This is a genomic window from Roseovarius azorensis (assembly GCF_900109455.1).
Taxonomy (GTDB): Bacteria; Pseudomonadota; Alphaproteobacteria; order Rhodobacterales; family Rhodobacteraceae; genus Roseovarius; species Roseovarius azorensis.
Genome location: NZ_FOAG01000005.1, coordinates 12,946 through 37,030, shown reverse-complemented (window position 1 = coordinate 37,030; position 24,085 = coordinate 12,946). Strand labels below are relative to the sequence as shown.

22 protein-coding genes are annotated in these 24,085 nt (G+C 62.5%); 8 read left to right on the top strand and 14 right to left on the bottom strand.

The window, feature by feature from the left end; genetic code table 11:
• Positions 1 to 7: 7 nt before the first annotated feature.
• From gyrB to BSG08_RS08760, 11 genes are all read right to left on the bottom strand, one after another.
• A complete protein-coding gene (gyrB, locus tag BSG08_RS08810; RefSeq protein ID WP_093035302.1) occupies positions 8 to 2,425 on the bottom strand; it encodes a DNA topoisomerase (ATP-hydrolyzing) subunit B in 2,418 nt (805 codons plus the stop codon).
• 89 nt (positions 2,426 to 2,514) lie between these two features.
• Positions 2,515 to 3,135, bottom strand: a complete 621-nt coding sequence (locus BSG08_RS08805) for a LysE family translocator (RefSeq protein ID WP_093035298.1) — start codon at positions 3,133 to 3,135, stop codon at positions 2,515 to 2,517.
• Entirely contained in the window at positions 3,132 to 3,563 is a 432-nt protein-coding gene (locus BSG08_RS08800) for a VOC family protein (RefSeq protein ID WP_093035295.1), read from the bottom strand. Before BSG08_RS08800 ends, BSG08_RS08805 begins: the two co-directional genes overlap by 4 nt.
• Entirely contained in the window at positions 3,560 to 4,681 is a 1,122-nt protein-coding gene (gene recF / locus BSG08_RS08795) for a DNA replication/repair protein RecF (protein WP_093035292.1), read from the bottom strand. Before recF ends, BSG08_RS08800 begins: the two co-directional genes overlap by 4 nt.
• Positions 4,665 to 5,333, bottom strand: a complete 669-nt coding sequence (locus BSG08_RS08790; protein ID WP_093035289.1) for an NYN domain-containing protein — start codon at positions 5,331 to 5,333, stop codon at positions 4,665 to 4,667. The genes recF and BSG08_RS08790 overlap by 17 nt, the downstream gene beginning before the upstream one ends.
• An 88-nt stretch (positions 5,334 to 5,421) precedes the next feature.
• Entirely contained in the window at positions 5,422 to 6,540 is a 1,119-nt protein-coding gene (gene dnaN / locus BSG08_RS08785; protein ID WP_093035286.1) for a DNA polymerase III subunit beta, read from the bottom strand.
• 131 nt (positions 6,541 to 6,671) lie between these two features.
• Positions 6,672 to 7,745: a phenylalanine--tRNA ligase subunit alpha gene (gene pheS, locus BSG08_RS08780; RefSeq protein WP_093035283.1), complete on the bottom strand. Its 1,074-nt coding sequence runs from the start codon at positions 7,743 to 7,745 to the stop codon at positions 6,672 to 6,674.
• Between the two features lie 80 nt (positions 7,746 to 7,825).
• Positions 7,826 to 8,290, bottom strand: coding sequence for a DUF1203 domain-containing protein (locus BSG08_RS08775; protein ID WP_093035280.1), 465 nt, complete (start codon positions 8,288 to 8,290; stop codon positions 7,826 to 7,828).
• Positions 8,291 to 8,371: 81 nt separating this feature from the next.
• Positions 8,372 to 9,166, bottom strand: coding sequence for an ion transporter (locus BSG08_RS08770; RefSeq protein WP_093035277.1), 795 nt, complete (start codon positions 9,164 to 9,166; stop codon positions 8,372 to 8,374).
• Between the two features lie 75 nt (positions 9,167 to 9,241).
• Positions 9,242 to 9,628 carry an HIT domain-containing protein gene (locus BSG08_RS08765; RefSeq protein WP_093035275.1) on the bottom strand — a complete coding sequence of 129 codons (387 nt, stop codon included), beginning with the start codon at positions 9,626 to 9,628 and terminating at the stop codon, positions 9,242 to 9,244.
• Positions 9,629 to 9,637: 9 nt separating this feature from the next.
• Complete coding sequence (locus tag BSG08_RS08760) at positions 9,638 to 11,215, bottom strand: DUF5928 domain-containing protein (protein WP_093035272.1); 1,578 nt, start codon at positions 11,213 to 11,215, stop codon at positions 9,638 to 9,640.
• A gap of 150 nt (positions 11,216 to 11,365) precedes the next feature.
• Between BSG08_RS08760 and BSG08_RS08755 the strand changes: the two genes are divergently transcribed.
• From BSG08_RS08755 to infB, 8 genes are all read left to right on the top strand, one after another.
• Complete coding sequence (locus BSG08_RS08755; protein ID WP_093035269.1) at positions 11,366 to 12,184, top strand: sulfotransferase family protein; 819 nt, start codon at positions 11,366 to 11,368, stop codon at positions 12,182 to 12,184.
• 164 nt (positions 12,185 to 12,348) lie between these two features.
• Complete coding sequence (gene rpsT / locus BSG08_RS08750; RefSeq protein ID WP_093035266.1) at positions 12,349 to 12,612, top strand: 30S ribosomal protein S20; 264 nt, start codon at positions 12,349 to 12,351, stop codon at positions 12,610 to 12,612.
• 510 nt (positions 12,613 to 13,122) lie between these two features.
• The gene (dnaA, locus tag BSG08_RS08745) at positions 13,123 to 14,478 is read left to right on the top strand and encodes a chromosomal replication initiator protein DnaA (RefSeq protein WP_093035263.1); all 1,356 of its coding nucleotides are present in this window, start codon (positions 13,123 to 13,125) and stop codon (positions 14,476 to 14,478) included.
• Positions 14,479 to 14,632: 154 nt separating this feature from the next.
• The gene (locus tag BSG08_RS08740) at positions 14,633 to 15,637 is read left to right on the top strand and encodes a P1 family peptidase (protein ID WP_093035966.1); all 1,005 of its coding nucleotides are present in this window, start codon (positions 14,633 to 14,635) and stop codon (positions 15,635 to 15,637) included.
• A gap of 128 nt (positions 15,638 to 15,765) precedes the next feature.
• Positions 15,766 to 16,347, top strand: a complete 582-nt coding sequence (gene rimP / locus BSG08_RS08735) for a ribosome maturation factor RimP (protein WP_093035260.1) — start codon at positions 15,766 to 15,768, stop codon at positions 16,345 to 16,347.
• 4 nt (positions 16,348 to 16,351) lie between these two features.
• The gene (gene nusA, locus BSG08_RS08730) at positions 16,352 to 17,965 is read left to right on the top strand and encodes a transcription termination factor NusA (protein ID WP_093035257.1); all 1,614 of its coding nucleotides are present in this window, start codon (positions 16,352 to 16,354) and stop codon (positions 17,963 to 17,965) included.
• A gap of 24 nt (positions 17,966 to 17,989) precedes the next feature.
• On the top strand, positions 17,990 to 18,613 hold the full coding sequence (locus BSG08_RS08725) for an RNA-binding protein (RefSeq protein WP_093035254.1): 624 nt from the start codon (positions 17,990 to 17,992) through the stop codon (positions 18,611 to 18,613).
• Positions 18,614 to 18,619: 6 nt separating this feature from the next.
• Positions 18,620 to 21,124: a translation initiation factor IF-2 gene (gene infB / locus BSG08_RS08720; protein WP_093035251.1), complete on the top strand. Its 2,505-nt coding sequence runs from the start codon at positions 18,620 to 18,622 to the stop codon at positions 21,122 to 21,124.
• Positions 21,125 to 21,491: 367 nt separating this feature from the next.
• Here infB and mutT read toward each other — a convergent pair whose 3' ends face one another.
• Genes mutT through BSG08_RS08700 form a run of 3 tightly spaced genes read right to left on the bottom strand, consistent with a single transcriptional unit; the run spans position 21,492 to position 23,970 of the window.
• Positions 21,492 to 21,890 (bottom strand): 8-oxo-dGTP diphosphatase MutT, encoded by a 399-nt coding sequence (gene mutT / locus BSG08_RS08710; protein WP_093035243.1) that lies wholly within the window; start codon positions 21,888 to 21,890, stop codon positions 21,492 to 21,494.
• Positions 21,887 to 23,116, bottom strand: a complete 1,230-nt coding sequence (gene argJ, locus BSG08_RS08705) for a bifunctional glutamate N-acetyltransferase/amino-acid acetyltransferase ArgJ (RefSeq protein ID WP_093035240.1) — start codon at positions 23,114 to 23,116, stop codon at positions 21,887 to 21,889. The genes mutT and argJ overlap by 4 nt, the downstream gene beginning before the upstream one ends.
• Before the next feature lie 2 nt (positions 23,117 to 23,118).
• A complete protein-coding gene (locus BSG08_RS08700; protein ID WP_093035237.1) occupies positions 23,119 to 23,970 on the bottom strand; it encodes a peptidylprolyl isomerase in 852 nt (283 codons plus the stop codon).
• Between the last annotated feature and the right edge of the window lie 115 nt (positions 23,971 to 24,085).

Here is a 24,085-nt window from a genome sequence, read left to right as displayed (position 1 = left end):
TGCGGCCTCAGAAATCCAGGTTCTCCACATTCAGCGCGTTCTCCTGAATGAACTCGCGGCGCGGTTCGACCACATCGCCCATCAGCTTGGTAAAGAGGTCATCCGCCTCGGCCACATCATCGATTCGCACCTGCAGGAGCGTGCGCGCCTCGGGGTCGAGCGTGGTTTCCCACAGCTGATCGGGGTTCATCTCGCCCAGCCCCTTGTAGCGTTGCAGGGTCAGGCCCTTTTCGCCCTCTTTCAGGATCGCATCCAACAGGTCGAGCGGACCGTGGATCGCCTGCATCCGGTCCTTGCGCAGGAGCATTGCCCGGTCGCGGTAAATCTCGCGCAGCTGTTCGGTCATCTTCGCCAGCTTGCGCGCCTCGCCGCCGCGCAGGACGGGGCCGTCAAGCGTGCGCATCTCCTCGACCCCGCGCACGGTGCGGGTCAGGCGGATGCCGCTGTCCTGTGTCGGGCGCCCCTGCCAGCCGCGTTCGTATTCGTTCGAGATCATGTCGAGCCGGAGGGCCACGGTGTCGGCCACGCCTTGCAGGTCGGCATCGACACGACCGGCCAGAAACGCCTCGGCGATCGCGGCCTGCTCGAGAATATGACGGGGGTAGTGGGTGGGGAATGCCTCAAGGATTCGCCGCGCCTGTCGGGCCTCTTCGACCACGCGCACAAGGTCGGGTCCGGCGATGTCCTCGCCATTGCCAAGGCGCAGGGCGGCGTCGGTGGTGCCCTGGGCGATGAGATAATCCTCGAGCGCGACCTGGTCCTTGAGATAGACCTCGGATTTGCCGCGCATCACCTTGTAAAGCGGCGGCTGGGCGATGTAGAGATATCCGCCCTCGATCAGTTCCGGCATCTGCCGGTAGAAGAAGGTGAGCAGAAGCGTGCGGATATGCGCGCCGTCCACGTCAGCGTCGGTCATGATGACGATCTTGTGGTAGCGCAGTTTCGAGATGTCGAATTCATCGCGGCCAATGCCGGTGCCCAGCGCCATCACGAGATTACCGATTTCCTGACTGCCCAGCATCCGGTCAAAGCGGGCGCGTTCGACGTTGAGGATCTTGCCGCGGAGTGGCAGAACGGCCTGCGTGCCACGGTCACGGCCCGTTTGGGCCGAGCCGCCAGCGCTGTCGCCCTCGACGAGGAAAAGCTCGGTCTTGGACGGATCCTTGGACGAGCAGTCCTTGAGCTTGCCGGCGAGGAAATTGACATCCATCGGGTTCTTGCGGCGGGTGAGTTCGCGCGCCTTGCGCGCCGCCTCGCGGGCATGCGCGGCCTCGATGATCTTGGTCACGATGACCTTGGCCTCGTTGGGGTTTTCCTCGAACCATTCGGCGAGTTTCTCGTTGACCAGACCCTCGACCGCCGGGCGCACCTCGGAACTGACCAGCTTGTCCTTGGTCTGGGAGGAGAACTTGGGATCGGGCACCTTGACCGAGAGCACGCAGGTCAGACCCTCGCGGGCGTCGTCGCCGGTAAAGCTGACCTTTTCCTTCTTGGCGATGCCGGTGGTTTGGGCATAGTTGTTGATGGTGCGGGTCAGCGCGCCGCGAAAGCCCGCCATATGGGTGCCGCCGTCGCGCTGCGGGATGTTGTTGGTAAAGGGCAGCACGGTTTCGTGGTAGCTGTCATTCCACCACATCGCCACCTCGACACCGATCTCGTCGCGCTCGCCGGTGATGAAGATTGGCTGGGCCATGGCCGGGGTCTTGTGGCGGTCGAGATACTTGACGAATTCCCTGACCCCGCCCTCGTAGAACAGCTCTGACATGAGCGGCTCTGTCGGGCGCTCATCCCGCAGGATGATGCGCACGCCGGAATTGAGAAAGGCCAGTTCGCGCAGGCGCTTTTCCAGCGTTTCGAAGTTGTAGTCGAGATTGGAGAAGGTCTCCAACGAGGCGAGAAAGCGAACCTCGGTGCCCTTGCGGCCATTGGCATCGCCGACGACGCGCAGGGGTTCGACTGTAAAGCCGCCCGCGAAGCGAGCGTAATGCTCCTTGCCATTGCGCCAGATGCGCAGTTCAAGCCATTCTGACAGGGCGTTGACCACCGAGACGCCAACGCCGTGCAATCCGCCCGAGACCTTGTAGGAATTGCTGTCGAATTTGCCGCCCGCGTGAAGCTGGGTCATGATGACCTCGGCGGCAGAGACGCCTTCGCCTTCGTGGATATCGACGGGGATGCCGCGCCCGTTGTCGCTGACCGATACGCTGGAATCCGCGTGGATGGTGACGTTTACCGCGTCGGCATGACCGGCCAGAGCCTCGTCAATGCCGTTGTCCACGACCTCGTAAACCATATGATGCAGGCCCGAGCCGTCATCGGTGTCGCCGATATACATGCCGGGACGCTTGCGGACGGCCTCCAAGCCTTTGAGAACCTTGATGGAATCGGCGCCGTATTCTTCGGGCGCGGCGGCTGCTTCGGACATGCGGATTTTCCTCTGGACGGTTTGTAATTTTATACGAAGTCTGGGGGGGAATGTCACGTCATTCCCCCATATTTTGCGGTTATGAGCTGTCAGGTAAAGGGGATGACGAGCCCAACCAGAACCAGCAGAAGACCGGAGCAGAAATTGAGCCGCGCGATGGCCTTGGGGCTCTGCAAGAGACGCCGCGCGTGGTCCAGAAAGAGGGCCAGCGCGAGATTTCCCAGCATCGGCACGACGGCCGAAACCGCGAGGATCGCGGCGATGTCGGGCACCGTGACCCTGGAGAGGTCGAAGAAGCCCGGTAGAAAGCCCATGTAGAACAGGATCGCCTTGGGGTTGCCGATCACTGCCGCGACACCCACGGAGAACCCGGCCCAGAGCCCTGGGCGGGTCATTCGACTGTCGGCACCGGGTGCGCGGGCCGGGGCGCGGATCAGGAGCAGGCCCATCACAATGAACACCCCCGCCGCGATCCAGCGCAGCAGGCTGAGTGCGTCGCCATAGAGCGACAGCACCCATGCGAGGCCGAGTATGGCGCAGAGCGGCCAGATCAGATCGCCCAATGCCACGCCCACTGCCAGTGGCCAAGCCCCTCGCATGCCCCCCGACAGAGCGCGCGCCGTGAGCGCCACCCAGACCGGTCCGGGCACCGCCCAGAGGCCGGCCATGGCCGCCGCATAGAGCGCCAGATCGAACGGGGCGAGGGTCATGGCGCGTCTGGCAGGGTCAGGCTACCATCCTCGGAGAGCGGCCAGAAGGGATTCATCGCCAGTTCCCAGACATGGCCGTCGGGATCGGCGTAATAACCGGAATAGCCGCCCCAGAACACCTTTTCCGGGCGTTTGAGCGGAGTGGCCCCGGCGGCAAGGGCCGTGGCATAGGCGGCATCCACCTCGGCCTCTGTCGGGAAATTCTGCGCCAGGATGATCGCGCCCGTGCCAAGGGCGGCACCGGGCCGGCCCTGATCGGCGGCGAGATCGGTCTTGCCAAAGAGACCGAGCACGAGGCCGTTCAACTGGTAGAATGCGACCTCTTCCAGTGTCGCGGCGGGGGTCCAGCCGAGGGCGGCATAAAAGGCGCGTGACCGATCGAGGTCGTCGACACCAAGGGTGATGAGGCTGACGCGCTGTGGGGTCATGGCGATGCTTTCTGGGTGATCCGGCTGGCGCCGTCCATGTCGGTGACTTCGAAATGCTGCGCGCGGTCGGCGAGATCGGCAAAGAGTTCCGGCCCCGTGCCGGTCATCCAGGCCTGAGCGCCAAGTGCACAGATTTCGTCATAGAGCGCGGCGCGGCGGGTGGCGTCAAGATGCGCCGCGACCTCGTCGAGCAAAAGCAGCGGCGGCGCGCCGAAATCGCGGGCCAGCGCGCGTGCGTTGGCGAGGATCAGCGAAACCAGAAGCGCCTTTTGCTCGCCGGTCGAGCAATCGGCGGCGGGCACGCCCTTGGCGGCATAGACGCCGTAGAGATCGGCGCGGTGCGGTCCGATCAGGCTGCGTCCGGCGACGAGATCGCGAAAGCGGCTCTCGGCCAGTGCGCCGCGCAGATCGTCGGCGGTTTCGGGCATTTCGCCTTCGGTCTGGGTCAGGTCCAGTTCGGCGGCGGGAAAGGCTGTCTCGGCCTGCATCTGCGCGCCCGCGATCAGCGCCAGCGCGGTTTGCCGGTTGGCGTGGATCTCTGCGCCGGTCTCGGCCATCTGCCGTTCCAGCGCCAGATACCAATGGGCGTCGCGCACCTGATCCTTGAGCAGGCGGTTGCGTTCGCGCATGGCCTTGTCATAGGCGAGCGTGACCTCGGCATGGGCGGGGATGAAGCTCATGGTCATGCGATCCAGAAACCGCCGCCGCCCCTCTGCGCCCTCGATCCACAGCCGGTCCATGGCCGGGATAAGCCAGAGCACGCGGGCGATCCGGCCCAGTGCAAGCTGGGTAGCGGATTTGCCGTCGATGCGGACCTGCCGGGCGGCAGAGCCCTCTGCCATGGTCTCGACCTCGTGGACCTGATGAAGGGAATGCAGGATCACGGTTGCTTTCCAGCCGATGCCGTCAGGTCGCCGCGCCATGTCCTGCGCCGCCGCGCGCCTGAGGCCGCGACCGGGCGAGAGGAGTGAAACCGCCTCGATCAGGTTGGTCTTGCCCGCGCCATTGGGGCCATGGATCGCCACGGGGCGCGAATCGAGCGTCAGCCGCGCGGATTTATGCGAGCGGAAATGCGAGAGGGTCAAAGACGCAATGTGCAGCCTACGCTGGTCTTTCATCAGGATGCACCCAGCCTGCGGGCGGTTGATAGTTATCCGGCCTGACAATCAGCCGTCCTTTTTCAGGTTGGACCATTGCCGGTAAAACACAGTCATCAATATCGCCTTCACCTAGCCTCAAATTTGCGTGTGACAGGTCTCTCAGATGTTTCGATTTCTCGCGCCCTGGCGGCGTCACGACTACGCGCTTCACTTGTGGGCAATGCTCTTTTATGTACTTTAGCGTTGCTGCCTGATCTGTGTCTGCTGTCAAAAGAAATACGACATCAACTTTTCCCGTCATCGCGGCAGAGAACAGGGAAAGCGCAACGTTTATGTCGGTTTCTTTCTCTCGCGGTTGATCCCACAGATTGCCGCAGGTATTACATTTCATCGGCTCTTTTGTGGTATGTCCTTTGAGGATTTTCACACCGCGGGCCTCCAGTGCAGCATTATATGCTTCGTGCCGCTTTCGTTTGCCGAAATCGCCCGGAAAGAATGCCGTGCAAAATACAATTTCTTCTATGACATGTGCATGACCGCGTGCAAATTTCTCTGAGAGCTTTCTCAGATCAAGCCATTTGAGGTAGGGTTGGCCCAGATCGTCTATTGCGTGATAGAGATTGAAACCATCGACACAGACGCCACCTCTTACGCGATCGATTCTTGACATTTTAACCTTTCAGGACCATATAGGCGTTGCAACGCTGGATGGTACGCCCAACAGCCCCCCCGTGAACCACGGTTTGCGGGGTTTATTTTTACACCCGCATCGGCATGACGACATAGACCGCCGTCGTGTCGTTGCCCTCGCGCATCAGGGTGGGGTCGCCGGAGGAGTTGAACAGGAAGACGGCGTTTTCGCGGTCGACCTGGCTGGCGATCTCCAGCAGGTATTTGGCATTGAATCCGATTTCGAGCCGCTCGTCACCATAGGCCACGGCCAGTTCTTCCTCGGCCGCGCCGCTGTCGGGAGCGTTGACCGACAGCACCAGCCGGTCCTCGTCCAGCGAGAGTTTCACGGCGCGCGATCGTTCGGAGCTGACGGTCGCCACGCGGTCGACGGCATGGGCGAATTCGGCGGCGTCCACCTCCATCCGGCGGGTGTTGCCCTGCGGGATGACGCGGGTGTAGTCGGGAAAGGTGCCGTCGATCACCTTGGAGGTGAGGGTGATGTCGGGCGTGGCAAAGCGGATCTTGGTCTCCGACACGGAGACCGCGATCTTCATCTCGTCATCCTCAAGCAGCTTGCGCAGTTCACCCACGGTCTTGCGCGGCACGATGACGCCGGGCATGTCGGCCGCGCCCTCGGGCAGTTCGGCGTCGATCCGGGCGAGGCGGTGGCCATCCGTGGCCACGCAGCGTAGCACGCGGCCGCCATCGGCATCGGCGACATGCAGGTAGACGCCATTGAGGTAATAGCGGGTCTCTTCGGTGGAAATCGCGAATTTCGACTTGTCGAAGAGGCGGCGCAGCACCGGCGCGGGGGCCGAGAAATTGCTGGCATATTCCGACGAGGCCATCACCGGAAAATCCTCTTTCGGCAGGGTTGCAAGATTGAAATGCGACCGCCCCGCCTGCACCGCAAGACGCCCCGATGCGCCGTCATCGGCCAGCGTGACCAGCGCGCCATCGGGCAGTTTGCGCACGATCTCGTGCAGCATGACGGCGGAAACCGTGGTGGCGCCGGCGCGCTCGACCTGTGCGGGGGCCTTGTCCACCACCTCGATATCCAGGTCGGTGGCGCGGAAATGCACATTGCTGCCCTCGGCCTCGATCAGCACATTGGCGAGGATCGGGATGGTGTTGCGCCGCTCGACCACGGATTGAGCCTGCGCCACGGCCTTGAGCAATGCGCCGCGTTCGATGCTGAGTTTCATTCCCTCGCTCCTGTCAGGTGCCGGTTTCACGCCGGGAGGGGCACGGTAGCAATTTCCCCCTGCCGCTCAAGTGTTTTTTGGTGTTTTCGGTTGTATTTCCGGCATGGTCAAGGGCGGAGCGAGACTTGCGCCTATCGCGACAATCCCCCATGCAATGTCGGCACATCCAGCGCCGTGAACCCGTAATGCCGCAGCCAGCGCAGGTCTGAATCGAAGAACGCGCGCAGGTCGGGGATGCCGTATTTCAGCATCGCGATCCGGTCGATGCCCATGCCGAAGGCAAAGCCCTGCCATTCGTTCGGGTCGATGTTCCCGGCCTTGAGCACATGTGGATGTACCATGCCGCTTCCGAGTATTTCGAGCCAGTCGTCACCCTCGCCCACCTTGAGCGTCCCGCCCTCCCAGGAACAGCGGATATCGACCTCGGCCGAGGGTTCGGTGAACGGGAAATGCGAGGCGCGAAAGCGCAGGTCCACATTGTCCACCTCGAAGAACGCCTTGACGAATTCCTCGAGCACCCATTTCAGGTTGGCCATGGAAATGTCGCGGTCGATCGCCAGCCCCTCGACCTGATGGAACATCGGCGTATGGGTCTGGTCGTAATCGGCGCGATAGACGCGGCCCGGCGCGATCACCCGCAGCGGCGCGCCCTGCGCCTGCATCGCGCGGATCTGCACAGGGCTGGTATGGGTGCGCAGCACATGCGGCGGGCGCTCGTCACCTGTCGCGCGATGGGTGTAGAACGTGTCCATCTCGGCGCGGGCGGGGTGATGGCCGGGAATGTTGAGAGCGTCGAAATTGTACCAGTCGCTCTCGATCTGGGGGCCTTCGGCGACGGCAAAGCCCATGTCGGCAAAGATCGCGGTGACCTCTTCGGTCACCTGGCTAACCGGATGGATCGTGCCCGTCCGGCGGGGCCGCGCGGGCAGCGTCACGTCGAGCCATTCCGAGCGCAGCCGCTCGTCGAGCGCCGCATCCGACAGAGCGGCCTTGCGGGCGGCCAAGGCCGAGTTGATCTCGTCCTTCAGCGCGTTCAGGAGGGGGCCCGCGACCTGCCGTTCCTCGGGGGTCATCCGGCCCAGTTCGCGCATCTGCAGGCTGATCTCGCCCTTTTTGCCAACTGCCTGCACGCGCAGATCCTCCAGCGCCGCCTCATCGCGCGCGCCGGCGATTGCCGTCAGATACTTGTCACGCAGATCGTTCATCGCCCTGTCCCCAATGGTGCCTTGGGCGAGTTAGCGCGCATCGGCGCGGCGTGCAAGCGATTGTCCGCCAGTACGAGGGATCAGCCGCGGTCAATCCGCGCCTGATAACAGTTGTTACGGGCAGAGCGGACATGGATATAGGCCACGTCGGATCGTTCGAACACTGCTTGTGCATAGCCTGCGACATCTGCCGCCGCCACCACCCTGCCGGTGCCATAGACGATGCGGTCCTGCGCATTGTAACCCTTGAGCAGGTAATCGGGACTGTCGCGCAGGATCTCCGGCATCGCCGCGCCCTCATGCCGGGGGCAGGCGTCGGCGCACAGGAATATCGGCCCTGTCTCGGCATAGGGATGCAGGCCGTCGAACGGGCGGTGGGCCAGGATCAGCATCCCTGCCCCCTCGGGGATGAAGCGCAGGCAGTGGCGGCAGGGATTGCCGGTGCCCTGCGCTACATGGCGCTCTGGCGGGTTGCCATAGGCATCGGGCGCGCCCGCCTGCCAGGCGCGGGCGATGGGGGTGGGCAGTGCGGTGAAGGTGATCATGGGCGGGTCTCCGGTTGTGTCAGGCCCGTAACCTGCCGCGTCCGGTGGTGCCTATCGACCCGTTTCCTGCGCAATGCGCCGTCAGTCGACGCGCTCGCTGCCCTGCCTCTCCTTGATGAGCGTTTCGAGATGCGCCAGCCGCGTCAGAACCTCGTCGCGGTAGCTGTCGGTCTTGACCGAATCCTCGGCATGGTGCGCGTCCTGCATCGAATTGACGATGAGACCGACCAGCAGGTTCACCACCGCAAAGGTGGTGACCATGATGAAGGGCACAAAGAATGCCCAGGCATAGGGAAACTGCTCCATCACCGGGCGCGCGATGCCCATCGACCACGACTCCAGCGTCATGATCTGAAAAAGTGAATAGGCGCTGCGTCCCAGATCGCCGAACCAGTCGGGAAAGGTCGCGCCAAAGAGCTTGGTCGCCATGACGGAGCCGATGTAGAAAATCATCCCCATCAGCAGAAAGACAGAGCCCATCCCCGGCAAGGCGTTCACCAGCCCCTCGACCACCCGACGCAGCGAGGGCGCGACCGAAACGACCCGCAGCAGGCGCAGGATGCGCAGCGCCCGCAGCACCGACAGGCCCTGCGTGGCGGGCACCAGCGAAATGCCCACGATCACGAAATCAAAGATGTTCCAGCCACGCCGGAAGAACCCGGCAACGCCCCGTGCATAGAGCTTGGCCGCGATCTCGACGACGAAAACCGACAGGCACAGCCTGTCCAGAAGCAGGATCAGCGGCCCGGCCCGGTCCATGACCGGGTCCGAGGTTTCCATGCCCAGGATCACGGCGTTGAACAGAATCACCCCGAGGATGGTGTTCTGAACCCCGGTAGAGTCGAGTATGGCGCCGATACGGCTGCGAAATGTCATGGTCTGCCTGTTGTTTCATGCCTGCGATTTCGCCTCATATGGGCGTATCCCGACCGACCTGCAAGCGGTGACGGATCAGGGATCGGTGCGCGTCAGCATCCGGCCCAGGGGGCGGCCACCGAGGATATGCAGGTGAAAATGCGGCACCTCCTGCACGCCATTCTCGCCGGTGTTCGAGATGGCGCGAAAGCCGTCGCCGCCCTCGCCCGGTTGCACGCCGGTCATGCGACAGACCTCGCCGACGGCGCGGGTGAAATCGACGATCTCGGCATCTGTGGCCGCCTCGGCGAAATGGTCGTAACAGACATAGGGTCCCTTGGGGATCACCAGCACATGCACCGGCGCCTGCGGCCGGATATCGTGAAAGGCAAGGCTGTGTGCGGTTTCCAGCACCGTATTGTTCGGGATTTCGCCGCGCAGGATTTTGGCAAAGATATTCTGATCGTCGTAGCTGTAGGGCATCGGCCGTCCTCAGTCTGCAAAAAGGTGGTGCGTGTCGGCGATTTCCTGCGCCATTTCAGGTGATATATCAAGGAACCTTTGTATCAGACGGATCCGCTGATCGCGACCATCGCGCTCGCGCAGGATCATGTGGTTCTCGAACTGTGCATCGCGAATGCGGTCGCTCTCATGGATCATGTCCCCGCGAATCGTGGGCAAGAGCCGCGCCAGCGTCTCGGGCGGGGACTGTTCCCCGGCCAGCCCGACGCGCCTGGCATGGCCGATCAGGTAGGCATCGCTGAACGCGCACTGGATTTCCAGCAGCTTCGTGGTCGCCCGGTCGCGGCAGAAATCCTGCAAAATATCCAGATCGCCGGGGTCCATGCAGACGACAAGCCGGTCTGCCCGGTAATACTCGAACAGCATCCGCACGAGCGCCCGGCGATGGCGCGCGCGTTTTCCCAGCGACCGCTGAATCCCGCCAAGGTCGGGCAGGGCGGTGTTTTCCTCGTTGAAAAGGTATTCGACCGCGGGCAGGCCGGTCACCTTACGGATATGGTCCACGAAACGCTTGGCGACATGCCATCTCTTGCAGACGACGATGAGCAGTTCGCGTTCGCGCCCCAGGGTGCTCTCGGTTTCCCAGAACCGGCGGGCAAAACGCCGTCCTTCGCGCCCGCGCGCGGTCAGAAAGGTGAACAGGCTGCGCCCCTCGTTCGAAATCTGAAAACTGGCGCCGGCGTTGTTGTAGAGCGTGCCGAGGCGCTGTTTGAGGTCGAGCGCCTCGGGGCTGATCTTGCGTGCAAAGAGATAGTCCTGACCCAGCAGAAGATCGTAGTGATCGTTATAGAACGCCACTGGCATCCCGTAAGCGGTGAACATGAGGAACGTGAGTGTCCTGCTGCGGATCTCGGTTTCCGGCACCATGTGTCGCACGAGGGTCTGGAAAAAAGTCTCGTCCGGAATCCATGTGGTGCGGAAGAATCGCATCACGTCGCGCCTCGTGCGTGTGAAGTCCATCACCCATTCGACGGTGCGCCGCCGCAGACACCACCACTGGCTGCCGATCTGAACCTGAATGTCGTCGGGGATAGCGCGCGTCAGGCGCAACCTGCGTTGCAGGTTGTAGGCGGCATAGAACCAGCGCGATTGCGTGCGCTCGTTGAAGAAGTGGCGATAGATCAGGCGATCCTGCTTCATCCCCGTCCTGATCCAGTCGCTTTCGAAGAAATCAAAGCTCTCGATATAGTCCACATCCGCCGCGTCCAGAAAGGCATGCGCAAAGCTGGCCGATTTGATTGGCGCGCAGTCGCCCGACAGCATGTAGAAATGGGTGGCTCTCGGAAATGACTCCAGCGCGGTCTCGATCGCATGAAGCGTTGCCTGAACCAGAGACCATTCGCCCCAGCCGCATCTGATCCGCCGCCGGGCAAAGGCCACGCTGGGATTGTCCTTGAGCGCGGTCTGGATCATTTCAAAATGCTCGGATTTGGCGCGTGCGTCGAAATGGATCGCGATGAAATCGCCCGAGGCCGTCAGCATCTCTGCCTGACGGACGATCGCCTGCGGATCCTTGTGGCAGAGCAGGATGAACGCAATTCTTGCCATTGCGGAAACAATTTCTCCCTCGTTCTGGCGTTGTCTACAGCAATAGCCATCAGCACCGCCTGAATAAACAGACTTTCGTTGGATTTTTGAACAGGTTACACATCGTCAAAACCGCAGAAAGCGGGATGTGGCGCGCGGAGGCAGATATCAATGGGGTTTCCCGGCACATGGATGACCCGGAGCGAAAGCATGGTCTACCGTGTCGTGCCGAAATGCGCCTGTTCCACAATAGGGCAGATTCTGTATTTCTCGGACCACGGTGAGTTTTTCGACGGCGATATCCATGATGCGACCACCGGGCTGCACAAATGGGCGCTTGAGGACAGCCAGGCGCGGATCGAGGCCAATGTCAAAAACCACGCCTCTTATGCGTTTACCTGCGTGCGAAACCCCTACACACGCATCCTGAGTTCCTTTTTCGACAAGATTTGCGGCATCCAGCGCAACGGCAGGCGCTACCGCGGCAAACTGGTGCCGATGCTGACCCAGAAATACGGAATCCAGGTGGGCGGCGACGACGGCAGGCAAGAGTTTGACCAGATCCAGAGTTTTCGCCGTTTCCTGCTTTTCGCGCGCGATACCATCCGCTGGAAGCGCCCGATGGAACCCGACATCCACTGGTCGTCGATGTCAGGCCATATCTCGACCTTCATCGTGAACGGCGGCACCTATGACAAGATTTTCTGGACCGAGAAATTCAACGACGGCATGCAGGCGGTGCTGGACGCGGTCGATACCCCGCACCCGGTCGATCTGAAGACGATCCCGCGGTTCAATGAATCCGAAAGCCACGGCCCCAGGCGTGCCCATCCGGTCGAGGACTATTTCGACGATCTGTCGATGCATCTGGTCTACGAGATATACAAACGCGATTTCAATCTGTTCAGATACGATTTCGAGAATCCCTCGAACAAGATGCCGACCGGCGAGATTGATCTTGATGAGGTGCATGCCAAGCTGGGGGAGTGATGTCAGATTTGGTCTTTGCTTTTCCGGAGAAGTCGCGTATAGGCCTGCGCCAGACATGCGCGTGATGCCCGCTCAGGCAGGAATCTTGACCCCAGAGATTGGGGGCCCGGGTTGGTATGCGTGCAATTAAACATATACCGAACCAAGATAAGGGTCTGATTCAAATGGCAAATACGCCTCAATCCAAAAAGCGCGCCCGGCAGAACGAAACCCGCTTTGCGATCAACAAGGCCCGCCGTTCGCGGATTCGCACCTTTCTGCGCAAGGTCGAAGAGGCCATCGCCTCGGGTGACAAGGACGCGGCCGCCTCGGCGCTGCGCGCAGCGCAACCCGAACTGATGCGCGGCGTGACCAAGGGCGTCTTCCACAAGAACACCGCCTCGCGCAAAATTTCCCGCCTTGCGGCGCGGGTCAAGGCGCTGGGCTAAGCGTCAGGCTAAACCATTGAACGCAAAAGGCACCGTCGCGAACGGTGCCTTTTTCATGCCTGTGCTTCAGTAAGGGCAGGAGATTCTTTTCACTGAAAGCCGCTGTCAAGCACAATGATAAGTTGCCGGCACTCCTGCGATCTTGCTAGTTTCAAACCTGCGATTCACGCTTGGGGGGACAGGCTGCATCAGCGTCAGAGGGCCGCAAAATGCGTCTCGAACGTTGTAACTGAGCATTCGTGCTCTGGTCTTGTCCATTGCGAAAGCATTTTGAGGTAGGTGACTGCGCGGTTTTGGGACGGGCCGCGAAGCACGGGTTTTACCTGGGAATGCGCGCAAGTTTGATGAGGACGTGACGTCCGTTGCATCGAGCCAACGGTATGTCTCTTCTGTATTCAGAACCCCGAAACGAATTGTGTCTGATCAAGCGCCGGCATTGTCCGGCTTTGCCGGTGTGGTAACGGATATTTCGGTGTCAATGGTTTGACAGAAGTCGCGGAACGGGGAAACATGACACAAGAACAATGGGGCCAGTTGAAGAAGAAACTTCAACAATCAGTCGGGCAGAGCAATTTCCGGAACTGGATCGAACCACTGGAGTTTTCCAGCGTATCGGACGGGGTCGCCACGTTCCATGTCCCGACCACGTTCCTTGGGAACTACGTTTCTCAGCATTTCGGCGATCTGATCCTCTATCAGATGAGTTCCCTTGTCCCCCATGTCAGGCGCATAACCTTTCAGGTGGCGGCCAACAGCGCCGCGCGCCCCACGCGCGCGCCCAAGAATGCGACCGCAGGGGCGATTTCGATGCAAATTGACAGTTTCCTGCCCGCAGCCCCGCTTGATGAACGTTTCAGCTTTGACACCTTCGTGGTGGGCAAACCTAACGAGCTGGCGCATGCCGCCGCTCGCCGCGTGGCCGAGGGTGGGCCGACGACATTCAACCCTCTGTTTCTTTACGGGGGCGTGGGGCTGGGCAAGACGCACCTGATGCATGCAATCGCATGGGAGCTGAAAACCAGTCATCCCGAGCTCAACGTCGTCTATCTCTCGGCAGAGCAGTTCATGTATCGGTTCGTGCAGGCGCTGCGCGACCGCAAGATGATGGATTTCAAGGAAGTGTTCCGTTCGGTCGATGTTCTGATGGTCGATGATGTGCAATTCATCGCGGGCAAGGACAGCACGCAAGAGGAATTCTTTCACACCTTCAACGCGCTGGTGGATCAAAATCGGCAGATCGTCATTTCCGCCGACCGCGCGCCGGGCGAGATTGCCAATCTCGAAGAACGGATCAAGTCGCGGCTGCAATGCGGTCTGGTGGTGGATCTGCATCCGACGGATTACGAATTGCGCCTCGGCATCCTGCAGTCCAAGGTCGAGCGTTACCGGCAGCAATATCCCGATCTGGTTCTGAATGACGGCGTGCTGGAGTTTCTGGCGCACCGGATCAGCACCAATGTGCGCGCTCTGGAAGGGGCGCTGACGCGGCTCTTTGCCTTTGCCTCTCTGGTGCGTCAGCCGATCACGCATGAATTGACGCAGGACTGTCTGGCCGATGTGCTGCGCGCGTCCGAGCGCAAGGTTTCGGTCGAGGAGATTCAACGCAAGGTGTCGGATCACTACAATATTCGCCTCAGCGACATGATCGGCCCCAAGCGCACGCGCTGCTATGCCCGGCCACGGCAGGTGGCGATGTATCTGTGCAAGCAGATGACCAGCCGCTCGCTGCCCGAGATCGGTCGCCGTTTCGGCGGGCGCGATCACACCACGGTAATGCACGGGGTCAAGCGGATCGAGGAATTGCGGGTGCAGGACGCACAGATCGCCGACGATCTGGAATTGCTGCGCCGCACGCTGGAAGGCTGAGGGATCAGGAATGGGACGGTGACGGGGCGGCCAATGCGCCGCCCCATTGCTTGGCCCTGATCGGGGCGACGCCATCGCCCGGGCCTGCTAGTCGTTCTTGCCGACCCGGCAGGATCTGGCAGGCGGGTTTGCGACAGCGATAGGGGGCTGCGGCATGAAAACGAAACCGGGCGCGCGAAATCTGATCACCGATGTGGCCGGGTTGCGGGTGGGCAATGCCGGGGACATGCGCCTGCGGTCGGGTGTGACGGTTCTGGTGGCGGATGCACCGTTCACGGCGGGCGTGCATGTGATGGGCGGCGCGCCGGGCACGCGCGAGACCGATCTGCTGGCCGCGGATCGGGTGATTGAGCAGGTGGATGCGCTGGTGCTGTCGGGTGGCTCGGCCTTTGGTCTGGATGCCGCGTCGGGCGTGGCGGACGGGTTACGCGCGGCGGGGCGCGGGTTTGCCGTGGGCGACGTGCGGGTGCCCATCGTGCCGGGGGCGATCCTGTTCGATCTCCTGAATGGCGGTGACAAGGATTGGGTTGAAAACCCTTACAACGGGCTGGGCCGTGCGGCCTTGGCGGCGGCGGCAGAAGATTTCGGGATTGGCACTGAGGGCGCGGGCACCGGGGCGGGCACCGCCAATCTCAAGGGTGGGCTTGGCTCGGCCTCGGTCGTGCTGCCCTCGGGCGTGACGGTGGGGGCGCTGGTGGCGGTCAATGCGCTGGGGTCGGCCACGGTGGGGAGTGGGCCGGAGTTCTGGGCGGCCCCGTTCGAGATGGGGGATGAGTATGGCGGGCGCGGCGTCGCGCGGGATTATCCCGATCCGATGCTCGCGCCGACCAAGCTGGCGCAGCATGGCAATACCACCATCGGGATCGTGGCCACCGATGCGCGGCTCACGCAGGCGCAATGCACAAGGCTCGCGACGGCGGCCCATGACGGGTTTGCCCGCGCGCTGATGCCCTCGCATACGCTGATGGATGGCGATCTGGTTTTTGCCGCAGCCACAGGCGCGCGACCTGCGCCCGATCTGGCGGATCAGGTGTTGCTGGGCCATGCGGCGGCTTGTGTCATGGCGCGGGCAATCGCGCGGGCGGTCCATGCCGCCACACCCTTGGCGGGAGACTTGCTGCCCTGCTGGCAGGCGCGGTTCGGCGCGGCAGATTCTTGAAGCAAAGCCTTGCAGACTCGGGGAGAGGAGCGTATATGCCCCTCAACAGCGGCGCTTTCGGGTCCACTCCGACAGCCCACCGGATTAGATCAACGGGCCGCGCGCCCGTTTTTTTGTGCTTGGATACGATGACGAACGACCTGATTGCCAAGGCAGCGATTGACCGTCGGCTGGCCGAGATCATCACACCCGTGATCGAGGATCTCGGGTATGAACTGGTGCGGGTCCGGCTGATGGGCGGCAAGACGCATACGCTGCAGATCATGGCGGACAAACCGCAGGGCGGGATCGAGGTGGATGATTGCGCGGCGATCAGCACGGCGGTCAGCGCGATTCTGGATGTCGAGGATCCGATCATGGATGCCTATACGCTGGAGGTTTCGTCGCCCGGTATCGACCGGCCGCTGACCCGGCTCAAGGATTTCGAGGCGTTCGAAGGCTACGAGGCCAAGCTGGAAACGGCCGAGGGCATCGACGGGCGCAGGCGCTTCAAGGGCGTGCTGGCGGGGGTCGAGGGCAACGAGGTGCTGATCAATGTCGAGGAAGGCACCATCGGGCTGGAATTCGACTGGCTGTCTGACGCCAAGCTGGTGCTGACCGACGAACTGATCCGCGAAATGCTGCGGCAGCGCAAGGCGGCTGGCGTGATCAACGAAGACCACTTTGACGAGATTGAAACCGAGACCGATAGCGGTTCTGAGGAGGACTGAGACCATGGCAATCACATCCGCCAACCAGTTGGAGCTGTTGCAGACCGCCGAGGCGGTGGCCCGCGAAAAGATGATCGACCCCGCGCTGGTGGTCGAGGCGATGGAAGAATCCCTCGCCCGCGCCGCCAAGAGCCGCTACGGCAGCGAGATGGACATCCGCGTGACGATCGACCGCAAGACGGGACGCGCCACGTTTACCCGTGTGCGCACCGTGGTCGAGGACGATGCGGTCGAGAATTATCAGGCCGAGATGACGGTCGAACAGGCCCGGCAGTATCTTGAGGATCCCAAGGTGGGTGACACCTTTGTCGAAGAGGTGCCGCCGGTGGAAATGGGCCGGATCGCCGCGCAGAGCGCCAAGCAGGTGATCCTGCAAAAGGTGCGCGAGGCCGAGCGCGACCGGCAGTATGAGGAATTCAAGGACCGCGTCGGCACGATCATCAATGGTCAGGTCAAGCGCGAGGAATACGGCAACGTCATCGTCGATGTGGGCCGCGGCGAGGCGATCCTGCGCCGCAATGAAAAGATCGGGCGCGAAGCCTATCGCCCCAATGACCGTGTGCGCTGCTATATCAAGGACGTGCGCCGCGAACAGCGCGGGCCGCAGATATTCCTCAGCCGCACCGATCCGCAGTTCATGGCGGAACTGTTCAAGATGGAAGTGCCGGAGATTTACGACGGCATCATCGAGATCAAGGCCGTGGCGCGCGATCCGGGCAGCCGGGCCAAGATCGCGGTGATCAGCTATGACAGCTCGATCGATCCGGTGGGCGCCTGCGTGGGCATGCGCGGCAGCCGGGTGCAGGCCGTGGTCAACGAGCTGCAGGGTGAAAAGATCGACATCATCCCGTGGAACGAGGATCAGGCGACGTTCCTTGTCAACGCGCTGCAACCCGCAGAAGTCAGCAAGGTGGTGATCGACGAGGATGCAGGCCGGATCGAGGTGGTCGTGCCGGAAGAGCAACTGAGCCTCGCCATCGGGCGGCGCGGTCAGAACGTGCGCCTGGCGAGCCAACTCACCGGTCTTGACATCGACATCATGACCGAGGCCGAGGACAGCGAACGCCGTCAGAAGGAATTTGAGGAACGGACCAAGTTGTTCATGGACATGCTCGATCTCGACGAATTCTTTGCACAGCTTCTGGTTTCCGAAGGCTTTACCACGCTCGAAGAGGTGGCCTATGTCGAGCTTGACGAGCTCCTGGTCATCGACGGTGTCGACGAGGATACCGCCAACGAGTTGCAGGCGCGCGCGCGCGACGTGCTGGAAGCGCAGGCAACAGAGGCGCTGGAAAAGGCGCGCGCCCTGGGAGCAGAGGACAGCCTGATCGACTTTGAGGGGCTGACGCCGCAGATGGTGCTGGCTCTGGCCGAGGATGATGTGAAAACGCTGGAGGATTTTGCCACCTGCGCGGATTGGGAACTGGCCGGTGGCTGGACCACGGTTGACGGCGCGCGGGTCAAGGACGAGGGATTGCTTGAGAAGTTTGACGTGTCGCTGGAAGAGGCGCAGAACATGGTGATGACCGCCCGGGTGATGCTGGGCTGGGTCGATCCCGCCGATCTGGCGACCGCGACCGCAGAGACCGACGGCGATGAAACGGAGGCTGAGGCCTGATTTATCAGGTCTCAGAGGAATCAGATGGGGCGCGGCGGGCAACCCAAAGACCGGACGGATGGTCCAGAGCGCAAATGCATTGCCACGGGTGAGGTGCAGCCCAAGCATGGGCTGATCCGGTTCGTGATCGGCCCCGAAGGGCAGGTTGCGCCGGACCTCGCTGAAAAGCTGCCGGGGCGTGGCATCTGGGTGGCTGCGGATCGCGCGGCGCTGGACAAGGCCGCCAACAAGGGGCTGTTTGCCCGCGTCGCCAGGCAGCCCGTTCAGGTTCCCGAGGGGCTGGCCGATCAGGTCGAGGCGTTGCTCGCGCAGCGGGTGGTCAACCTGATCAGCCTTGCCCGCAAGGGCGGTCGCGCGGTGTCGGGTTATGAAAAGGTCAAGGACATGCTGGCCCGCGAAGAGGCCCGCGTGCTGATCCAGGCCAGCGATGGCTCCGAGCGGGGAAAATCAAAGCTGAGCACGCCCTATGGCGGCTCTTTCATAGGCTGGCTGACGGCGGCAGAGCTGGGCCGGGCCTTTGGGCGGCAGACCACAATCCATGCGGCATTGGGCGCTGGAGGTTTGTTGCAACGTGTTGTAGAGGAGGCGGCAAGACTGAAAGGTCTGCGCGTTTCGGACGGCGAGATAGCGCGCCGGAAAGGAAAGTAGAGCACTATGAGCGACAACGACGGAAAAAAACCCTTGGGTGTGCGTGGCGCCGGATCCCGTCCGGGGAACGTGAAGCAGAGCTTCAGCCATGGCCGGACCAAGAACGTCGTGGTGGAAACCAAGCGCAAGCGCGTGGTCGTGCCCAAGCCGGGCGCGGGCGCTGCGGGGGCTGCGGGCGAGGCCGGCAAACCCATGAGCCCCGGCACCGCGTCAAAGCGCCCTGCCGGGATCACGGATGCGGAGATGGAACGCCGGATGAAGGCGCTCTCTGCCGCCAAGGCACGCGAATCCGAAGAGGCCGCGCAGCGCGAAGCGGATGAAAAGGCCCGCGAAGAAGAACGCCTGCGTCGCCGGGAAGAGGCCGAGGCCAAGGAACGCGAGCAGCGCGAGGCCGAAGAGCGCGCCCGCGCCAAGGCCGCCGAGGACGAGCGCAGCAAGCGCGTGTCGGAACAGGCCGCGATCAAGGCCGCCGCGGCTGCTGCCGCAGAGCCCGATGCAGTGCCCGCACCCGCGCGTCAGGCCCCGGCCAAATCGGCCCCTGCGCCGCGCAAGCGCGAAGACGACGATCAGCAGTCCCGCCGCAGCAAGGGCCGCGGCGGCGAGGATGTCCGCCGGTCGGGTAAGCTCACGCTCAATCAGGCGCTCGCGGGCGGCGAGGGCGGACGGCAGAAATCCATGGCCGCGATGAAGCGCAAGCAGGAACGCGCGCGGCAGAAGGCGATGGGCGGCGTGCAGGAGCGCGAAAAGGTCGTGCGCGATGTGCAACTGCCCGAGGTGATTGTGGTCTCGGAACTGGCCAACCGGATGGCTGAACGGGTCGGCGATGTGGTCAAGGCGCTGATGCAGAACGGCATGATGGTCACGCAGAACCAATCGATCGACGCCGATACCGCCGAGCTCATCATCGAGGAATTCGGCCACCGCGTCGTGCGCGTCAGCGATTCAGATGTCGAGGACGTGATCGACTCGGTCGAAGACAAGGCCGAGGATCTCCAGCCGCGTCCGCCGGTGATCACGATCATGGGTCACGTGGATCATGGCAAGACCTCGCTTCTGGATGCGATCCGCGACGCCAAGGTCGTGGCTGGCGAGGCCGGCGGCATTACCCAGCATATCGGGGCCTATCAGGTCACGACCGACAGCGGCGCGCTGCTGACATTCCTCGACACCCCCGGTCACGCGGCATTCACCAGCATGCGGGCGCGGGGTGCTCAGGTGACGGATATCGTGGTGTTGGTAGTGGCGGCGGATGACGCCGTGATGCCGCAGACCATCGAGGCGATCAACCATGCCAAGGCGGCCAAGGTGCCGATGATCGTCGCGATCAACAAGATCGACCTGCCTGCGGCTGATCCCGACAAGGTGCGTGCCGATCTGTTGCGTCACGAGGTGATTGTCGAGGCCATGTCCGGCGATGTGCAGGATGTCGAAGTCTCCGCCAAGGCCGGGCTGGGTCTTGATGAACTGCTCGATGCGATTGCGCTGCAGGCCGAGATCCTCGAACTCAGGGCAAATCCCAACCGTGCGGCAGAGGGTGCTGTGATCGAGGCGCAGCTTGATGTGGGCCGCGGCCCTGTTGCGACTGTTCTTGTCAAGAAGGGCACCCTGCGTCAGGGTGATATTTTCGTTGTGGGCGAACAGTTTGGCAAGGTCCGTGCCCTGATCAACGACCGTGGTGAACGTGTCGCCGAGGCCGGGCCATCGGCCCCGGTCGAGGTTCTGGGTCTCAACGGCACACCCGAGGCGGGCGATGTCCTGAACGTGGTCGAGACCGAGGCGCAGGCGCGTGAAATCGCCGAATACCGCGCCAATGCGGCCAAGGAAAAGCGTGCGGCGGTGGGTGCGGGCACCTCGCTCGAGCAGCTTCTGGCGAAGGCCAGGGAAGACGAGAACGTCAAGGAGATGCCGATCGTCGTCAAGGCTGACGTGCAGGGCTCTGCCGAGGCGATCGTGCAGGCGATGGAAAAGATCGGTAATGACGAGGTGCGCGTGCGCGTGCTGCATTCCGGCGTGGGCGCGATAACCGAGTCCGATATCGGTCTGGCCGAGGCATCGGGTGCGCCGGTCTTTGGCTTTAACGTGCGGGCCAATGCGCCCGCGCGCAACAGCGCCAACCAGAAGGGCGTGGAAATCCGCTATTACAGCGTCATCTATGACCTCGTGGATGACGTGAAATCCGCCGCAAGCGGCCTGTTGGGCGCGGAAATCCGCGAGAAATTCATCGGCTATGCCCAGATCAAGGAAGTGTTCAAGGTAACGGGCATCGGTCGGGTCGCGGGTTGTCTCGTGACCGAAGGCGTGGCGCGGCGTTCTGCCGGTGTGCGTCTGTTGCGTGACGATGTGGTGATCCACGAAGGCACGCTCAAGACCCTCAAACGCTTCAAGGATGAAGTGACAGAGGTGCAATCCGGTCAGGAATGCGGCATGGCCTTTGAGAGTTACGATGATATCCGCCCCGGCGATGTCATCGAGATCTTCGAACGCGAAGAGGTCACACGCACGCTGGCATGATTGTGCCATGAGGTAATGATGGAACGAACGGGGCGGCGCTAGCGTCGCCCTTTTCTATGTCCTGTGGGGATGTCAGATCGTGCGGGAAACGGGCCGTCCGCAATACAGTTGAGTGCCTACCCGGATCTGCATCAGGCCGTTCTCAAGCATTCTGACAAAAAAACCCTGAATCAATATGCAGGAACCAACCTGAATGGTGCGCAACATGACTATTCCCCAAGATTGACGTGAAAGAACCCGGTAAAGAGACGCACCAATCACATTTCATGATTGCACCATATGATAATTACACAACCTGTCCAAGAGAAATTGACGTTGCGGCCCACAAGAGAACACCGGGCTGCCGGATTGACAAGGCCCCTGACCGTCACAGCCAGTCCCGCAGGATCGGGATCAGCGGGATGTCTGCCGGTGGCATCGGACAGGATCGGAGGTCCGCCGCGCGCACCCATTTCAGGTTCTGCCCCTCGCGACCCTGCGGAATCCCCTGCCATTTGCGGCAGGCAAAGAGCGGCATCAGCAGGTGGAACTCTGCATAAGAATGGCTGGCAAAGGTCAGCGGCGCAAGGCAACTGGCCCATGTGCTGATGCCCAGTTCCTCCTCCAGCTCGCGGATCAGAGCGGCCTCGGGGGTTTCTCCCGGTTCGACCTTGCCGCCCGGAAACTCCCACAGCCCGGCCATGGATTTTCCCTCCGGCCGCTGCGTGAGCAGGATGCGGCCGTCCACGTCGATCAGCGCCACGGCCGAAACAAGGACGGTTTTCAAGACCGGTAATCCGCGTTGATGTCGATATAGCCATGCGTTAGATCGCAGGTCCAGACGCGCGCCGTCCCGCCGCCGAGGCCCAGATCGACATGGATGATCAGGTTCTGGTTCTTCATGTAGGCGGCAGCGCGCGCCTCGTCATAGTCGGGGCTGACAAAGCCGTCACGGGCTACCTGCATGTCGCCGAACCAGATCGCCAGCGTGTCGCGATCCGCGCGCGCGCCGGATTTGCCCACCGCCATGACGACCCGACCCCAGTTGGGATCCTCGCCCGCGATCGCGGTCTTGATCAGGGGGGAATTGGCGATCGCCTTTGCGTGGATATGCGCCTCGGCATCCGAGGCTGCGCCGGTCACGGAAATCTCGACGAATTTCGTCGCCCCCTCGCCATCGCGCACCACCTGATGCGCCAGGTCGAGCATGACGCGGCGCAGCGCCTCCATGAAGCCGACATTGTTCTCGGTCACACGGATACCCGATCCGCCGGTGGCCGCCACCAGCAGGGTGTCGGAGGTCGAGGTGTCGCTGTCCACGGTGATGCAGTTGAACGTCGTGCGGTTGAGCGCGCTCACCATGTCCTGAAGCACCGCCTGATCCATCGCCGCATCGGTAAAGATATAGACCAGCATCGTCGCCATGTCGGGGGCGATCATGCCCGATCCCTTGGCGATGCCCGCGATATGCACCGCCTGACCGTCGATCACGACGGTCTCGGACGCGCCCTTGGGAAAGGTATCGGTTGTCATGATCGCGCGGGCTGCGGTCGCGATGGCGTCGGGGGACAGGGCGGCTGTCAGGTCGTCGAGACTGTCGATGATGCGCTCATGCGGCAGCGGTTCGCCGATCACGCCAGTCGATGAGGAAAAGACACGGGCCACCGGCACGCCCAGTTTTTCGGACACCGCGTTTGTCACCGCCTGCACCGATTCTGCGCCGCGCCGTCCTGTAAAGGCGTTGGCGTTGCCCGAGTTGACAATGATTGCGGCGCCCGGCGCAGGGTCGCCGCCGATCTTGGTCTGGCAATCCAGAACCGCCGCCGAACGGGTGGTCGACCGGGTAAAGGCCCCGGCCATCGCGGTGCCGGGGGCCAGACTGACCAGCAGCACATCGGTGCGGTTCTGATAACGCACGCCAGCGGCGGCGGTCGCAAAGCTGACCCCGGCAATCACGGGCAGATCAGGAAAGGCCGCCGGGGCAAGCGGTGACAGCGGTGGGGTTGCGCCCATGTTCAGTTCTCCAGAAGGTCGGTTTGGTTGATCAGGGCGGGGTCAAACCCGCTGCTGTCGGTGCGGGTGATATCGGCCGCGCTTTCAAGCGATGCGAGATAGGCCTCGAATGCCTGTTGCCGCAGTTCCCCGAGCAGATCCTCGCGCACCGCGTCCAGGGCGGGGCGTTCCTTGATCCGGGTTTCGCTGAGCTTGATTACGTGCCAGCCAAATTGTGTTTGAACCGGGTCAGAGACAGTGCCGACCTCGAGCGCTGCGACCGCGTCAAAGAATTCCGGCACCATGACGCCATCCCCGAACCAGCCCAGGTCGCCGCCGGACGGGCCGGAGGGTCCGATGGAATGTTCCTGCGCGAGGGCTGCGAAATTGGCGCCGCCCGCGATCTCCTCCACGAGTTTCTGCGCCTCTTCCTCGGTTTCGACCAAGATATGCGCCGCCTTGTATTCGGTCTCGGGTTCCGCATTGGTATAGCGCGACTCATAGGCTTGTTGCAGGGCTTCCTCGGTCACGGCGGTGGCCAGTTCGACCTCCACCGCATCCGCCGCCATGATCGCGCGGCGCTCGTTTTCCAGCCTGAGTTGCGCGGCGCGCGACAGGTCACCCTCTAGCGCCTGCATCAGCAGTGTTTGCTGGATGAGCTGATCCAGAACCCCGGTGAACAGGATATCCGGGGTCAGCTGATCGTACTGCTGCGGCAGGCTGGCGCGCAGCGAAAGCATATGGCCAAGTGTGATATCCGTACCGCCTACCGTGGCCATGACGGTATCCGGAGTGGCGGTATCCTGGGTGAAGCCGGGTGTCGCAAGCGCCAGCCCGGTGGCAAGTGCAGCAGAGGAAAGAAGGCGTGGAAGCATGGATTCATCCTTGATCTGGCCCGCAGGGTGCGGGTGCGCGGGTGCGCAGCGTTGACACTCTTACAGCGGCCCCTTACATCGCCTTCATACCGAGGCAAAACCGCTAACTCGCGCC